Source organism: Streptomyces smyrnaeus, from assembly GCF_017676345.1.
Classification (GTDB): domain Bacteria; phylum Actinomycetota; class Actinomycetes; order Streptomycetales; family Streptomycetaceae; genus Streptomyces; species Streptomyces smyrnaeus.
This window is the reverse complement of record NZ_JAFFZM010000011.1, coordinates 82,871-97,356: the sequence shown is the minus strand read 5'-3', so window position 1 is coordinate 97,356 and position 14,486 is coordinate 82,871. Positions and strand designations below refer to the sequence as shown.

Annotated in this window: 14 protein-coding genes; 7 read left to right on the top strand and 7 right to left on the bottom strand. The window is 72.7% G+C overall.

Translation table 11 applies throughout. From position 1 onward, the window contains the following. Window positions 1–247 precede the first annotated feature (247 nt). Window positions 248–1,252: a LacI family DNA-binding transcriptional regulator gene (locus JW613_RS19130; RefSeq protein ID WP_209212184.1), complete on the bottom strand. Its 1,005-nt coding sequence runs from the start codon at window positions 1,250–1,252 to the stop codon at window positions 248–250. A gap of 290 nt (window positions 1,253–1,542) precedes the next feature. On the opposite strand from JW613_RS19130, the gene JW613_RS19125 reads away from it, so the two are divergent. Further along, entirely contained in the window at window positions 1,543–2,487 is a 945-nt protein-coding gene (locus JW613_RS19125) for an ROK family protein (protein ID WP_209212043.1), read from the top strand. A 369-nt stretch (window positions 2,488–2,856) separates the two neighbouring features. On the opposite strand, the gene JW613_RS19120 is transcribed toward JW613_RS19125, so the two are convergent. Both JW613_RS19120 and JW613_RS19115 read right to left on the bottom strand, forming a co-directional pair. Then, entirely contained in the window at window positions 2,857–3,183 is a 327-nt protein-coding gene (locus JW613_RS19120; RefSeq protein ID WP_099878010.1) for a DUF8129 domain-containing protein, read from the bottom strand. A gap of 239 nt (window positions 3,184–3,422) precedes the next feature. Next, complete coding sequence (locus tag JW613_RS19115) at window positions 3,423–4,298, bottom strand: helix-turn-helix domain-containing protein (RefSeq protein ID WP_209212042.1); 876 nt, start codon at window positions 4,296–4,298, stop codon at window positions 3,423–3,425. 62 nt (window positions 4,299–4,360) lie between these two features. Between JW613_RS19115 and JW613_RS19110 the strand changes: the two genes are divergently transcribed. After that, window positions 4,361–4,930, top strand: coding sequence for a TIGR03086 family metal-binding protein (locus tag JW613_RS19110; RefSeq protein WP_209212041.1), 570 nt, complete (start codon window positions 4,361–4,363; stop codon window positions 4,928–4,930). 294 nt (window positions 4,931–5,224) lie between these two features. After that, the gene (locus JW613_RS19105; RefSeq protein ID WP_209212040.1) at window positions 5,225–6,271 is read left to right on the top strand and encodes an NUDIX hydrolase; all 1,047 of its coding nucleotides are present in this window, start codon (window positions 5,225–5,227) and stop codon (window positions 6,269–6,271) included. A gap of 64 nt (window positions 6,272–6,335) precedes the next feature. Here the strand turns inward: JW613_RS19105 and JW613_RS19100 are convergent, their stop codons facing one another. Further along, a complete protein-coding gene (locus JW613_RS19100; RefSeq protein ID WP_209212039.1) occupies window positions 6,336–7,694 on the bottom strand; it encodes a dipeptidase in 1,359 nt (452 codons plus the stop codon). A gap of 405 nt (window positions 7,695–8,099) precedes the next feature. Here JW613_RS19100 and JW613_RS19095 point away from each other — a divergent pair, with 405 nt between their 5' ends. Beyond that, window positions 8,100–9,455 (top strand): geranylgeranyl reductase family protein, encoded by a 1,356-nt coding sequence (locus JW613_RS19095; RefSeq protein ID WP_307865958.1) that lies wholly within the window; start codon window positions 8,100–8,102, stop codon window positions 9,453–9,455. 44 nt (window positions 9,456–9,499) lie between these two features. Here the strand turns inward: JW613_RS19095 and JW613_RS19090 are convergent, their stop codons facing one another. Further along, window positions 9,500–9,955, bottom strand: coding sequence for a nitroreductase family deazaflavin-dependent oxidoreductase (locus tag JW613_RS19090; protein ID WP_209212037.1), 456 nt, complete (start codon window positions 9,953–9,955; stop codon window positions 9,500–9,502). A gap of 202 nt (window positions 9,956–10,157) precedes the next feature. On the opposite strand from JW613_RS19090, the gene JW613_RS19085 reads away from it, so the two are divergent. The 3 genes from JW613_RS19085 to JW613_RS19075 all read left to right on the top strand — a co-directional run bounded on the left by JW613_RS19085 (window position 10,158) and on the right by JW613_RS19075 (window position 12,992). Beyond that, the gene (locus tag JW613_RS19085; protein WP_209212036.1) at window positions 10,158–10,868 is read left to right on the top strand and encodes a TetR/AcrR family transcriptional regulator; all 711 of its coding nucleotides are present in this window, start codon (window positions 10,158–10,160) and stop codon (window positions 10,866–10,868) included. Between the two features lie 129 nt (window positions 10,869–10,997). Continuing rightward, a complete protein-coding gene (locus JW613_RS19080) occupies window positions 10,998–12,278 on the top strand; it encodes a sensor histidine kinase (protein WP_209212035.1) in 1,281 nt (426 codons plus the stop codon). A 48-nt stretch (window positions 12,279–12,326) separates the two neighbouring features. Continuing rightward, window positions 12,327–12,992 (top strand): response regulator transcription factor, encoded by a 666-nt coding sequence (locus JW613_RS19075; protein ID WP_209212034.1) that lies wholly within the window; start codon window positions 12,327–12,329, stop codon window positions 12,990–12,992. A 56-nt stretch (window positions 12,993–13,048) separates the two neighbouring features. Here JW613_RS19075 and JW613_RS19070 read toward each other — a convergent pair whose 3' ends face one another. Together JW613_RS19070 and JW613_RS19065 are read right to left on the bottom strand one after the other, a co-directional pair. Beyond that, a complete protein-coding gene (locus JW613_RS19070) occupies window positions 13,049–13,513 on the bottom strand; it encodes a DUF4442 domain-containing protein (protein ID WP_099877983.1) in 465 nt (154 codons plus the stop codon). 37 nt (window positions 13,514–13,550) lie between these two features. Then, on the bottom strand, window positions 13,551–14,387 hold the full coding sequence (locus tag JW613_RS19065; protein WP_209212033.1) for an alpha/beta fold hydrolase: 837 nt from the start codon (window positions 14,385–14,387) through the stop codon (window positions 13,551–13,553). Window positions 14,388–14,486: the final 99 nt, after the last annotated feature.

Genomic DNA, 14,486 nt, shown 5'->3' with positions numbered 1-14,486 from the left:
ACGGGGCGGATTCCTCGGGGGTAGCCGGTGTCCGAGGGCGTCGTCGCCATCGCGCGGGCGCCGAGGGCGACCCGGCCCGAGAAGGAGCGGGCGCGCTCCGCTGCCGCCCGTCCACGGCGCCTACCGCATGGTGCCGAGGTGGAATCAGTCCTCGTCAGGTGCCATCCTCTCCGGCTTCTCGGGTATCACAGAGGCCTGTGATGCCCTTGATGCTCCGGACGGCGTCTCGTCCGAACCCGGGGCGGTCTCAGTCGCCCGGCGGGATCTCGCCCGAGCCGCGGGCGATCAGCGCCGTGGGACGCGAGACGGTACGGGGCTCGTCGTCGGCGCCGTCCAGCCGCCTGAACAGCAACTCGGCTGCGCTGCGGCCGAGATCCGCCGGGTCCTGGGCGACGACCGTGACCGGGGGTGAGAGCAGATCCGCGAGCTCGAAATCGTCGAAGCCGACCAGCGCCACGGGCCGGTCCCGCCGCTCGGGCGCCGCCAACTCCCGCACCAGCGTGACCGTCACCCGGTTGTTGCCGGAGAAGAAGGCGGTCACCGGCTCGGTGCCGTCGGTGCCGTCCAGCATGCGGGCGGCGTCGGCCCGCACCCGGTCGGAGTCCGTACTGCCGGGCGCCACCCAGGCGTCGGCCACCGGCAGCCCCGCCTCCGCCATCGCGGCCCGATAGCCCCGCAGCCGCTCCTTGGCGGTGTGGATGCCGGGCCGGTCGCCGATGAAGCCGATACGCCGGTGCCCGTGCGCGATCAGGTGGGCGACGCCGGTCCGAGCGCCCTCGAAGTTGTCGGAGAGCACCAGATCGGCCGCTATCCGCCCCGGCGGCCGGTCGACGAAGACGGTGGCGACCCCCGCGGCGATCTCCGGCGCCAGATAGCGGTGGTCGTCGCTGGCCGGCACGATCACCAGCCCGTCGACACGGCGGGCGCACAGCGCCAGCGCCAGTTCCTGCTCCCGCTCCGGGTCCTCCGCGCTCGATCCGTTGATCAGCAGCGCACCGTGGGCCCGCGCGACCTCCTCCACCGCCCGGCTGAGCGGCGAGTAGAACGGGTCGGCCAGGTCCTCCAGCACCAGGCCGACACTGGCCGTGGTGCCCTTGCGCAGCACCCGGGCGCTGTCGTTGCGCCGGAAACCGAGCGAGGTGATGGCCTCCTGCACCCGCCGCTCGGTGTCGCTGGAGACTCCCGCCTCGCCGTTGACGACCCGGGAGACGGTCTTGAGACCCACGCCTGCCTGCGCCGCCACGTCCTTCATGGTCGGGCGGCCCGCATGGCGGCGTCCCCCTCGGCGCGCCGCGGCCGCCCGGGAGCCCGCGGGGGCCGCTCCCGCGGGCAACGGGGGACGTGCGGGGTCGGCGGTGTCGGAGGCGTCGGCGGTCACAGGTCATGTCCTTGTCGTTGATCGCGATTACGCAGCAGCATAGCGGCGGCGCCGACAGCGGTCTGGACAACGTTGTCAGATCACGTAAGTCTTGCCAGACTGAGGCGGTCCGCCCCGCGCACCGTGCGGGTCCGTCCAACCGCACGCGCAGGAGTCGACCAGCCATGCCCAACGACCTCGTCGCCGCGCTCGACATCGGCGGTACCAAGATCGCGGGTGCGCTGGTGGACAGCGGCGGCGGACTGCTGGCCCGCGTCCAGCGGCCCACCCCGGCGCAGGAGAGCGCGGAGCGGCTGCGTGCGACCGTCGACGAGGTGGTCGGCGAACTGGCCGCCACCGCGCACTGGCACCGGGTCGGCGCCGTCGGTATCGGCAGTGCGGGACCCGTGGACGCCAAGGCCGGCACCGTCAGCCCGGTCAACATCCCCGCCTGGCGCGACCACCCGCTGATCGCCGACGTGCGCGCACGGGCGGGCGGCCTCCCCGTCTCGCTGATCGGCGACGGCCCGGCCATCGCCGCGGCCGAACACTGGCAGGGCGCCGCCAAAGGCCGCACCGACGCCCTGTGCATGGTTGTCTCCACGGGCGTCGGCGGGGGTCTGATCCTGGGCGGCGCCCTCCACTCCGGACCCACCGGAAACGCCGGTCACATCGGGCACATCAGCGTCGACATGGACGGCGACCCCTGCCCTTGCGGCTCGCGCGGCTGCGTCGAAACCATCGCCAGCGGCACCAACATCGCCCGCCGCGCCCTGGAGTCGGGCTGGCGGCCCGGCCCTGACCAGGACGCCACAGCGGCGGGAGTCGCCGCATCCGCCCGCGCCGGCGACCCGGTGGCCCGTGCCGCCTTCGGCCGCGCCGCGCGAGCACTGGCCGCCGCCATCGCGGCCACCGCCGCCCTGGTCGAACTCGACATCGCGGTCATCGGCGGCGGGGTCGCCCGCGCCGGCGAGGTCCTCTTCGCCCCGCTCCGCGCGGAACTGGAGCGCTACGCGACCCTGCCCTACATCCGCCACCTCGAACTGACCCCCGCCGCCACCGGCACCGACGCCGGACTGATCGGCGCCGCGGCAGCGGGCTGGCGGCTGCTGGGCGAACGCGTGGCATGAGGGCCGGGTCGGCAGCCCGGCGAAGCAGCGCCGCTCCGGGGGAGCGGCGCTGATCCGGCGAAAGTGTGGCTGATCCGTGGGGGAAGCGGCGCTCATCCGGTGAAGCGCCGCTCCGGTGGAGGAGCACCGCCCTGCGGAGGAGCACCGCCCCGCTGAGGAGCGCCGCTCCAGTGGGAGAGCGGTGCTCCGGCCGAAGATCAGCACTCCGGCCTCAAGAGCGCCGCTCCGGTGGAAGAGCACCGGCCCGCTGGGGAGCACGGCTTCGAGGGAAGAGCGGTGCCCCCTCCCAGGAGCGGCGCTCCGATGGGAGAGCGGTGCTCTCGGAGTTGAGCGCCGTTCTGTCCGGCGCGGCGGTGGGACCCGGTCGGCCTACAGTTCGTGCTTGCCGTGCCGGAGGGGTTCTTCCGGTTCGGCCGCACTGGCCGGGGAGACGGGGGAGGAGCCAGGGGTGTCGGGCGGAATGTCGGGTCCCGCTGCGCGGGGGTCGCCGCCGGAGGGCTCGGCGCCGGATGCGAGCTGGTCAAGGCGCGCGGTCAGGGTCTGCTTCACCTGCGGCCGGTCGGCGTGTGCCTGCTCGTACTCCAGGAGCTGCCGCACCTCGTCACTTCCCAGCGACCTGATCCGGTGCTCCACACTCCCCGCCGGCAACTGGTCGTAGTCGGGCAACGGCAGTGAGTTCGGCTGCTGTGCTGACATGAGGTTCCGGCCTCCTCGGTGGCAGGGATTCCGGTTTCTTCGGCACCGACTCGTCGGTCACTTCGCCGGCCGGCGCCGTGGTCTCCAGGCTGCGGCCTCTTCGGGTGCGCCGCAGCCCAGCGGGTATCCAGCTCCGGCGTGCGGCACACGTCCCTATCGCGGCCCCGTGCGCTGCTCCGTCCCCGTCCGCCGCACTGCCGCGCCTACGTCCGAGTACACTGCGCGCCCGCGACGGCAGTTCAGCCGGTGGCCGACGGGGCCTGTGCCGCGGCGCGGGCGTACGCGGACGGGGTGACGCCCACGGCGGCGGTGAAGTCGCGCACCAGGTGGGCCTGATCGCTGTACCCGAGGTCGGCGGCCAGACGGGCCCAGTCCGTCTCGGGGTGGGTGGTGGCGTGCTCCATGGCCTCATGGACGCGGTATCGCAGGATCGTCCACTTCGGAGTCACCCCGACGTAGGTGGCGAACAGACGCTGGAGGGTGCGCACGGACATACCGGCGTCCGCGGCGAGACGTTCGACGCGCAGTACGGAGCGGTCCGTGCGCACCCGGTGTGCCAGCGCCATGGCCCGCTCGGCGGCCGGGTCCCGGGCCGGGGAGAGGGAGAGCAGGAAGGTGTCGAGCGCCGTCACCCGCTCGTCCTCCCGGTCGGGGTCCAGGATCCAGGACGGTACGTCCTCGGTAGAACCGAACACCTCTTCGAGCGGTAGTTGGCGGCCGGTCAGCGTGGAGAGCGGGTGGGGCGGTGTGAGGAAGGGGCGGAAGCCGCCGGGCCTGAACTGCACCCCGCACACCCGGCCGACCTCCTCCAACTTGGTCGAGAAGACGCCGGTGCCCACCCCGGCGACCAGTCCGGTCCCCGGAGCGAGGTCCGCCGGCCCGCGCCGCTCGAAGACCACGTTGACGCACGGGTGCGGCACGACCTGGGAGACGTACGGTTCCTCCAGGTCCCAGTCGATCAGCCAGTAGTGCTCGACCCATCGACGGAGCGGTTCGGCAGGGAGTCTGCGGCGGAACCGGACCCGGGCCAGCAGATCGCAAGCCAGCACGATGCCCCGGGTGTCCCGGCGCGGACCGGCGCCCCGGCCCTCGTCATCGTCGCTTCGGCCTGCCATGGCGGAAATCCTATGTCGTGTTTCTTCAAGTGCCTGGGGACCGCCGGGCATAGCGTGACGGTATGGCGAACGCACTCTCTCCCCTCATCGACAGCGCCGCCCGCGCCACCGATCCGGTGGTCAGCGGTATCAAGGACGAACAGCTCACCTGGCCCACGCCCTGCGCCGAGTACGACGTGCGGGCACTGCTGAACCACCTCTTCCACGTCGTCGTCAGCTTCCAGGCGCTTGCCGCCAGGGGAACCGCCGACTTCAGCACCACGCCCGACTATCTCGAAGGGGACTGGCGCAGCCGTTTCGGCGACGAGACGGTCAAACTGGCCGAGGCGTGGTCGGCGCCCGACGCACTGGAGGGCGTCTCGCAGGGCATGGGGCTGCCGCAGCGCACGGTTGCGTACATGGTGATGGGCGATCTGGTCATCCACGGCTGGGACCTGGCTCGGGCCACCGGACAGGACTACCGGCCCGATCCGGCCGCGCTCGGTGAAGTCGGGCCCGAGTTCGAGGAGATGGCCCCCATGGCCCGGAAGGCCGGGGTGTTCGGCGAGGAGATCCCCCCGCCGCCCGAGGCCACCCCGTTCGAGCGGCTGCTCATGCTCACCGGGCGCGACCCCGGCTGGTCCCCCAGCTGACCGGTGCCCTCGTCCGTCCGGCAGCAACTCTCCGTCCGGCAGCAGCCCTCCGTCCACCGTCCTCCGTCCACCGGCGACCGGCGACCGGCCACCTGCGACCGACGTCCGGCCGATCGTGGCCGGATCACGGCGTCGGGCCGTGCCCGGCTCCTCCTGCGGGGTCGCACGCGCCTGCCGTACGCGCCGGGGCGCGGGCGCCGTGCCTCTTCCGGCGCCGGGAGAGCCGCCCCGGCGCGTTTCCCGCACCGGGTGATGCGGGCAACTGAACGGGGAAACGGATGAGGGGGGAACACCGTGATCGTCTGGCTGAACGGAGCGTTCGGCGCGGGCAAGACCACCGCGGCGTACGAACTCCTGGACCTGCTCCCGGGCAGCACGCTCTACGATCCCGAAGTCATCGGCGCCCAGCTGCGCTGGATGCTGCCGAAGGAGCAACTGGCGCAGACAGCCGACTTCCAGGACCTGCGCTCATGGCGGCGGCTCGTGGTGGACACGGCCGCCGCTTTGCTGTGCGAGGTTCCAGGACCGCTGATCACCCCGCTGACGCTGCTGCGTCGTGAGTACCGGGACGAGATGTTCGGCGCCTTCGCCGCGCGCCGCATACCCGTACGTCACCTTCTGCTGCACGCCGAGGAACCCGTGCTGCGCGAGCGTATCGACACCCGTGCCGCCGCGGACGGCGGCGCGACCCGGGCCTGGGCCCTGAGCCATCTGCGCCCCTACCGGGAGGCGCTGCCCTGGATCACCGCGGAAGCGGGCACCGTCGACACCACCCACCTCACCCCCCGCCGCACCGCCGAACGCCTCGCCGAGGCGATCAGCGCCGGGGAGGGTGCCGTGGACATCGTGCAGACGCCCGAGCCGACGGCGGAGACGGTCGCCGCCGGGATCCTGCTCTTCGACGACCGTGACCGGGTACTGCTCGTCGACCCCACCTACAAGCCCGGCTGGGAGTTCCCCGGCGGCGTCGTCGAGAAGGGCGAGGCCCCCAGTGCCGCCGGCGTGCGGGAGGTGTTCGAGGAGTTGGGGCTGCGGCTGGCCGGCGAGCTGGCGCTGCTCGTCGTCGACTGGGAGCCGCCGCACCCGCCGGGGTTCGGCGGGATGCGGCTGCTCTTCGACGGTGGACGGCTGGCGACCGAGGACGCCGCGACGCTCCTGCTGCCCAGCGCCGAACTCCGCGGCTGGCGCTTCGTCACGGAGGAGGAAGCCGCGCAACTGCTGCCTCCGGTACGTCTGGAGCGGCTGCGCTGCGCCCTGCAGGCCCGGCGGGCGGGGCACCCGCTCTACCTGGAGCGCGGCGTGCCGACCGGTGCCACTCGCTCGGGCAACCTGCTGCGCTGATGTCCGGGCCACCGGCCGGCCGCGTGCCCGACCCGCTCCCGTACGAGCACGTCGCGCCCCGCGCTCAGGCGGTCCCGGCTGCCTGCTCCGCGTAGCCGCGCAGGAACAGCGCCTCGGCAACGGCCAGCCGCTCCAGTTCGCGCGGGTCCACGCTCTCGTTCACGGCGTGGATCTGCGCCTCGGGCTCGCTCAGCCCGATGAGCAGGATCTCGGCGTCCGGGTAGAGCGCGTCCAGGGCGTTGCACAGCGGGATCGAGCCGCCCATCCCCGCGATCTGCATCTGCTGCCCGTCGTACGCCGTGCTCAGTGCCGCGGCCATCGCGGTGTACGCCGGGCTGGAGGTGTCGGCGCTGAACGGCTGGCCCTTGCCGATCACCTCGGTCGACACCCGCGCCTGCCACGGGACGTGCGACTCGACGTGCGCGACCAGCAGCTCGATGGCCTTCTCGACATCGGTGCCCGGCGGGATCCGCAGCGAGATCAGCGCGCGGGCCGAGGCGTGCACCGAGGGCGTCGCGCCGACGACTGGCGGGCAGTCGATGCCCAGCACGGTCACGGCGGGGCGCGCCCACAGCCGGTCGGCGACGGCGCCGTCACCGAGGAGGCCGACCCCGTCCAGCACCTTGGCGTCGCGCCGGAAGTCCTCCTCGGGATACGGCATGCCCTCCCAGCGCGCGTCCGACTCCAGTCCGTCGACCACGGTGTTGCCCTCGGCGTCCCGCAGCGAGTCCAGGGTGCGCAGCAGCGCTGCCAGCGCGTCCGGGGCCGCGCCGCCGAACAGGCCCGAGTGCAGGTTGCCCTCCAGGGTTTCCACCTGCACGCGCAGCAGCGTCATACCGCGCAGCGTGGCGGTGACGGTCGGCAGCCCGCAGCGGAAGTTGCCCGCGTCCCCGATGACGATGGTGTCCGCCGCCAGCAACTCGGGGTGCTGCCGCGCGTACTGCTCCAGCCCTCCGGTGCCCTGTTCCTCCGAGCCCTCCACGATCATCTTCACCGAGACGGGCAGTCCACCGTTCTCCTTGACGGCGCGCAGGGCGAGCAGATGCATGAGGAACCCGCCCTTGCAGTCGGCCGCGCCGCGTCCGTACCAGCGGCCGTCCGCGCCGTCGGTCAGCTCGAACGGCGGGGTGCGCCAAGCCGCTTCGTCCAGCGGCGGCTGTACGTCGTAGTGCGCGTACAGCAGCACCGTGGGAGCCCCGACCGGACCGGGCAGAAGTCCGTAGACGGACTGGGTGCCGTCCGGGGTGTCCAGCGTTGCCACGTCCTGGAAGCCTTCCGCGCGCAGCGCCTGAGCGACCCAGGCGGCCGCGTCCTCGCACTCGCTCTTGGGGAACTGCTCCGGGTCGGCCACCGAGCGGAACGCCACCAGCTCGGCGAGTTCGGTCCGCGCCCGCGGCATCAGCGCGGCGACGGTAGCGGCCACCCCCGACGCGTAGCCGGCGTCGGGCCCCTGACCGGTCTCCGAGGTGGCAGGAGCAGTGGAGACGGTGGACGCAGGGGATGCCGTTGATCCGGAGAACGCGGAGGAAGTGGACGAAGCAGGCGAGGAAGGCATAGCCGTCGGGTCGGACGAAGGCTGCTGCATGGGGAACGCTCCTTGTGGGCGCGACGTTGGCACACGTGTACGGAGACATGTGTATCGCACATTGGCGGGCCCGTAGGATGCGATGGGCCATCCGTAAGCCGAGGTCAAGCGGGAGCACAACACATCGTGAGCAGCGAGCACGCAGCCGGGAACGAGGACGTCGAGCCCGCGGGGAACGCCGGCACGGGCCAGGCGGGTGGGTCCGGTGAGGAGCACCCCGTCGAGCGCCCCGCCGAGGGACCCGTGGCGGACGGGGGAGAGGACCGCCCCGTCTGGGACGTCGTCGTGGTCGGCGCCGGACCCGCCGGGGCCTCGGCCGCCTACGCGGCCGCCGTCGCGGGCCGCAGCGTTCTGCTCCTGGAGAAGGCCGAACTGCCCCGCTACAAGACCTGCGGCGGCGGCATCATCGGCCCCTCCCGCGACGCGCTGCCCCCCGGCTTCGACCTGCCCCTGCGCGAGCGTGTGCACGCCGTGACCTTCGCCCTCAACGGCAAGCTCACCCGCACCCGCCGCTCCCGCAACATGCTCTTCGGGCTCGTCAACCGGGACGAGTTCGACAACGGCCTGGTCGAGTACGCCGTCAAGGCCGGAGCCGAGGTACGCACCGGAGTGACGGTCTCCCGGGTCGAACAGCACGGTCCGGCCGTGCCCGACCGCCGCACGGTCGCCGTCGTCCTGACGGGCGAGGAACGACCCGTTCTCGCCCGGGCCGTCGTCGGCGCCGACGGCAGCGCCAGCCGGATAGGGGCCCATGTCGGGGTCAAGATGGACCAGGTCGACCTGGGGCTGGAGGCCGAGATCCCGGTCCCGCAGAGCGTCGCCGAGGACTGGGCCGGGCGCGTACTGGTGGACTGGGGCCCGCTGCCGGGCAGTTACGGCTGGGTCTTCCCCAAGGGCGACACCCTCACCGTCGGCGTCATCTCCGCCCGCGGCGAGGGCGCGGCCACCAAGCGCTATCTGGACGACTTCATCGGCCGCCTCGGCCTGGCCGGATTCGAGCCCCGCGTCTCCTCGGGGCATCTGACCCGCTGCCGTGCCGACGACTCGCCCCTCTCCCGCGGCCGGGTACTGGTCTGCGGTGACGCGGCCGGGCTGCTGGAGCCCTGGACCCGCGAGGGCATCTCCTTCGCGCTCCGCTCGGGACGTCTGGCGGGGGAGTGGGCCGTACGGATCGCCGAGGCGCACGACGCGGTGGACGCCCGGCGGCAGGCCCTCAACTACGCCTTTGCCGTCAAGGCGGGGCTCGGCGTCGAGATGGGCGTGGGGCGGCGGCTGCTGCGGATCTTCTCCCGCCGCCCGGGGCTCTTCCACGCCGCACTCACCGGGTTCCGCCCCGCCTGGAACGTCTTCGCCCGCTTCACCCGCGGGGCCACCTCGCTCGCCGAGGTCGTCCGCGTCCACCCCGTGGCCCGCCGCGCGCTGGACACCCTCGACCGTCGCGAGGCCGCACAACAGGAGGCGGAGGCCGCGCAGGACACGGGCGTATCCGGGGCCGACGGCGGTGCCGGGACCGGCAGCGGCGGCGCACAGCGTGACGGCGGCGACGGTGACGGCGGGGAAGGCGGCGGCGACCAGGCGACGTCCCGGCGTCCCGCGTGATCCGTGTGATCCGCGTTGAGCCGTGTTGATCCGCGCGGGAGGCGTCAGTCGACGTAGGTGAGCCGGAAGACGGGGTGGCGGACGGCCGCCGCCCTCAGCTCCTCGTCGGAGGAGTCCGGACCCACACCCTCGAAGAACGCCCCGACCTCCCACTTCCACTTGCGCAGATACGCCCGCAGGATCTCCGGCTTCTCCTCGTCCGGTACCTCGGCCGCGGTGAAGCGCCGCCCCCGTCTGCCGTGGAACATCTCGCCGCCGCCGGCCGCGCGCATGTTGTGCGTCCACTGCACGTGTCCACGGGCCGCTACCAGGTAGGTCCCGCCCTCGTGGGTGAGTGGATTGACGGGTGTACGGCGCCACTCGCCGCTCTTGCGGCCCTTGACCGCGAGCACATTGGACCCTGCCAGGCTGATGCCTCGCCGGGAGAACCAGGCGACGGTGCGGTTCAGCACGTTGTTGGTGAACCAGCCGGGGCGCTTGACGTACGGCGTGGGCGGCATCGGATTCCTCCATCAAGGGTGGACACGGCGTGAAGGCGTGAACTGGTGCTCCACTTCGAGAGCGGTGCTCTCGATGTAGAGCAGTGTTGCACTCCTGGGGCGGCTGGGCAAGAGCAGTGCTCTCGCTGCAGGGCGGTGCTCACACTGGTGAGCGCCGATCGCTTTGTTGAGCGCTGCTCTCACACCTGCGACACTGCTCGCCATGAGCAGCAGGATTCAGGGCGCCCGGCAGCGGGCCCGAGGGGAGATCACCACCGCGATCAAGGACGAGGCGCGCCGCCATCTCGCGGAGGAGGGCGCCTCGCGGCTCTCCCTCCGCGCCGTCGCCCGTGGCCTCGGCATGGTCTCGTCGGCCCTCTACCGGTACTTCCCCAGCCGCGACGATCTGCTGACGGCGCTGATCACGGACGCCTACGACGCGGTCGGAGCAGCGGCCGAAGCGGCGCTCGCCGACGCCGAGTCGGTGGGGGACTCGCATCTCGTCCGCTGGCGGGCCGTCTGCCGGGCGGTACGCGGGTGGGGACTGGCGCATCCGCACGAGTACGCGCTGATCTACGGCTCGCCCGTTCCCGGGTACTCCGCGCCGTCCAGCACCACGCAGTCGGCCGCCCGGGTGGGGCTCGCCCTGTTCGCCGTGCTGCGCGACGCGTACGCCTGCGGTGCGCTGCGCGAGCCCGCACGCGGGGCTGCGGCGCCGGAAGCGGTGCTGAAGGATGCCGAACGGCTGGTCGGGATCATCGGTGTGGAGTTGCCCCCGGCGGTCGCCGCGGAGGCCGTCGCGGCGTGGTCCCAGCTCTTCGGGCTGGTCGGCTTCGAGTTGTTCGGGCACTTCACCGGAGTCGTCGACGCCCGGGACGCGTTCTTCGACCACGCCGTCGAGCGTCTTGCCGACCAGGTGGGGCTGCGCCGCTGAGGCGAGCGCCCGGGACCGCGTCGCGCCGTATCGCGGCAGGTCCGGGGCCCGTGTACTCCGCGGGGAGTAGCCGTGCTGACCGCGCTCGGCCGACGCCGCGGTGTGCGCCCCGGGGCTAGCGTGAAGGTCGTGACCAGCACTCCGCCCTCCGCCGACCCGCCCGGCGCCCCCACACCCCCGACTTCCGCGAGCCGGGCCGCAGCGGGGGAGTCGTGGTGGCCGCTGCTGCCGTGGCGGCGCCGGTTCGGGCCGGGGCGGGCGCGGCGGCACATCCCGTGGCTCTCCTCGCTCGCCGTGCTCGTCTTCCAGCAGGTCGGTACGGGCTTCGCGGCGCACAATCAGCGGGCGGACACCGTGGGCCTGGATGTCGCGGCCCGGGTGCTGCTGGCGCTCGGGCCGGTTCTGCTGCTGCTGCGGCACCGGTTTCCGCGTACGACGGTGTTCGGGGCCTCGGCGGTGACACTGGCGTATCTGGCGGCCGGTTATCCCTACGGGCCGGCGCTGTTCAGCGTCGTGGTCGCCGGGTTCGCCGCGCTCGTCGCCGGGTACCGGTACGCGACCTGGGGCGCGCTGGGGATGCTGTGGCTGGGGCATCTGCTGGCGTTCCACGCCTTCCACCGCTGGCTGCCACCGGAGGGGCCGGGACCGTGGGGAACCGACCTGTTCATGGCCGTATGGATGGTCGCGCTGTGCACGGCCGGAGAGCTGGCCCGGGTGCGCCTCGCCGAGCGGGAGCGCCGGGCGCGGGAGGAAGAGGAGGCCGCCGCGCGCCGGGCGGACGAGGAGCGGCTGCGGATCGCCCGCGAGCTGCACGACGTACTGGCGCACAGCATCTCCGTGATCAATGTGCAGGCGGGCGTCGGGCTCGCACTGCTGGACTCCGACCCCGCGCAGGCCCGCGCGGCGCTCACCACCATCAAGGCGGCCAGCAAGGAGGCGCTCGGCGAGGTCCGGCAGGTGCTGGCCACCTTGCGGGCGCCGGGGGACGCGCCCCGCGCGCCGGCGCCGGGGCTCGACAGGCTCGGGGAACTCACCGAACAGGCGGCGAGCGCGGGGCTCCGGGTCACCACCCGCACCGAGGGCACGCCCGTACCGCTGCCGCCGGGCGCCGACCTCGCGGCGTTCCGCGTCGTGCAGGAGGCGCTCACCAACATCGTGCGGCACTCCGGCTCCCGTACCGCCGACGTCCGTATCCGCTACGGCACCGATGTGCTGGAACTGCTGGTCGACGACGAGGGGCCGGCGACCGGTAGCGGGCCGACAGGCGATGGCAACGGGCTGACGGGGATGCGTGAGCGGGCCGCGGCGTTCGGCGGGACCGTCGAGGCGGGGCGGCGCGCGGACGGTGGCTTCCGGGTCCGGGCGACGATCCCGCTGCGTTCCGGGGAGAACAGGGCGCCGCTACAGTGAGCGCCCCGGCCGCAGAGCCGCAGAGCCGCCGAGAAGGGGAGGCAGAGCGTGATCCGTGTGCTGCTGGCCGACGACCAGCTTCTGGTGCGCGCCGGATTCCGTGCGCTGCTGGACGCGCAGCCGGACATCGAGGTGGTGGGGGAGGCGGCCGACGGCGAGGAGGCGGTCGCGTCGGTACGCGAACTCGCTCCCGACCTCACCTTGATGGACATCCGGATGCCGCTCGTCGACGGCTTGGCCGCCACCCGCCGCATCACCTCAGATCCTCAGTTGCGAGCGGTGCGGGTGGTCATGCTGACCACCTTCGAGCTGGACGAGTACGTCTTCGAGGCGCTGCGCTCGGGCGCCTCGGGCTTTCTCGTCAAGGACACCGAGCCGGACGAGTTGGTGCGCGCCGTGCGTGCCGTGGTCGCCGGGGACGCGCTGCTGTCGCCGGGTGTCACGCGGCGGCTCATCGAGGAGTTCGCGGCCCGGTCCAAGGAGCCCACCGGGATCGAGGGGCTGGCCGAACTCACCGAGCGGGAGCGGGAGGTGATGGCCTTGGTGGGGATAGGGCTCTCCAACGAGGAGATCGCCCGTCGGCTGGTCGTCTCGCCGCTGACCGCCAAGACCCATGTGAGCCGCACGATGGTCAAGCTGGGCGCCCGCGACCGCGCCCAACTTGTCGTTCTCGCCTACGAGTCGGGCCTGGTGCGGCCGGGCTGGCTCGGCTGAGAGCCGGGGGCGGAGTGCCGGAGGCGACCGGCAGGCGGCGGAGGGCCGCCTGCCGGTCAGCTGTCCCGCTTGCGGCGGACGTAGAGCTGTTTGCGGACGCGGGCGACGAGGGTGCCGTCGGCCGCCGTGACCGTCGACTCGAACCAGGGCAGCGCCTTGGAGCCGTCCGCCGTGGCGGCGCGGATCTCCTCCAGCCGGTCCTCGGTCAGCTTGAACTCGGTGTAGACATCGCCCCGTCCGGGGGAGACGAACTCGATCTCGGCGGCCTTGTCCCACACCACGTACTCCCGGCCGAGGCTGTTGACCGTCAGCAGCGCCCAGAACGGGTCGCTCATCGAGTAGAGCGAGCCGCCGAACTGGGTGCCGAAGTAGTTCCGGTTCAGCCGGCTGAGCCGTAGCCGTACCCGGGCGCTGCTCCAGTCGTCGGCGATCTCCAGTACGCGGATGCCCGCGAAGCGGTACGGCGGATACCAGTTCAGGGCTCGCAGCAGCCCCTTCGGTGTGCGCAGCACGTTTGCCATGGACGCGACGCTAGCACCGGCTCTTGCCGGGGGACGCTCACTTTCCGTCCAGGAACCGGACCAGTGCCGCGGTCAGTTCGGCCGGAGCGTCCTCCTGCACGAGGTGGCCCGCGCCTTCGATCATGTGCAGCCGGGCCGACGGGATACGGTCGGCGAGCCGCTGCGCGTTGTCGGCCGGGATCCACGCGTCGTCGCTGCCCCAGCAGACGAGGACGGGCACCGCCGTCTCGCCGTACCTCTCCTCGACCTCGTGGGTCCAGCGCCGGTCGTTCTGGGAGATCTGCCGGAAGAAGGCGGGCTGTCCCGCCTCGCTCAGCCAGGGCCGGGCCAGCTCGTCGAGCACGTCCGGGTGCAGGCCCCGCGCGCTGGCGGAGGAGATGTACTCACGGACCATGGCGCCGTGCAGAGCGGCCGGCAGCTGCGCGAAGACGTCCGGGTGCCCACCCATCAGTTTGTAGGTGGGCGAGCCCCAGGAGTCGAAGGCCACCACGACGTCCACCAGCGCGAGCCGTTCGTAGAGCGCGCCGTGCAGCAGATGCGCGCGCATGGCCACCGTGCCGCCGAAGTCGTGCGCGATCACGGCGGGCCGCTCCAGTCCCCAGTGCTGGAGCAGCTGGGTGAACACTCGGGCCTGCGACCCCAGAGTGACGTCCTGTCCCTCGTACTGTGCAGAGGTGCCGTAGCCCGGCATGTCCCACACGTACACGCGGTGGTCGGCCGAGAGGGCGCGGGCGACGTTCCGCCAGGTGTAGGAGGACCAGGGCGTGCCGTGCAGCAGCACCACGGGCGGCTGCGCCGGGTCGCCGAGGGCGGCCCAGCGCACCGTTCCGGCGGCGCTTTCGAATGTGCGGTCCAGCGTCCAAGTGGTGTTCATGGGTTCCACTGTGCGAGCCGTTGGCCTGCCATAACACTGGCCTGAGTGACGGCAAACGAAAGATTCTGGCCAGCGGGAGAAGAAGGAGACCCTGCTCCC

Coding starts and splice junctions, on each gene's coding strand:
- JW613_RS19130 (WP_209212184.1), bottom strand. CDS start 1,252: ATGAAGGACGTGGCGGCGCAGGCAGGCGTGGGTCTCAAGACCGTCTCC.
- JW613_RS19125 (WP_209212043.1), top strand. CDS start 1,543: ATGCCCAACGACCTCGTCGCCGCGCTCGACATCGGCGGTACCAAGATC.
- JW613_RS19120 (WP_099878010.1), bottom strand. CDS start 3,183: ATGTCAGCACAGCAGCCGAACTCACTGCCGTTGCCCGACTACGACCAG.
- JW613_RS19115 (WP_209212042.1), bottom strand. CDS start 4,298: ATGGCAGGCCGAAGCGACGATGACGAGGGCCGGGGCGCCGGTCCGCGC.
- JW613_RS19110 (WP_209212041.1), top strand. CDS start 4,361: ATGGCGAACGCACTCTCTCCCCTCATCGACAGCGCCGCCCGCGCCACC.
- JW613_RS19090 (WP_209212037.1), bottom strand. CDS start 9,955: ATGCCGCCCACGCCGTACGTCAAGCGCCCCGGCTGGTTCACCAACAAC.
- JW613_RS19085 (WP_209212036.1), top strand. CDS start 10,158: ATGAGCAGCAGGATTCAGGGCGCCCGGCAGCGGGCCCGAGGGGAGATC.
- JW613_RS19070 (WP_099877983.1), bottom strand. CDS start 13,513: ATGGCAAACGTGCTGCGCACACCGAAGGGGCTGCTGCGAGCCCTGAAC.
- JW613_RS19065 (WP_209212033.1), bottom strand. CDS start 14,387: ATGAACACCACTTGGACGCTGGACCGCACATTCGAAAGCGCCGCCGGA.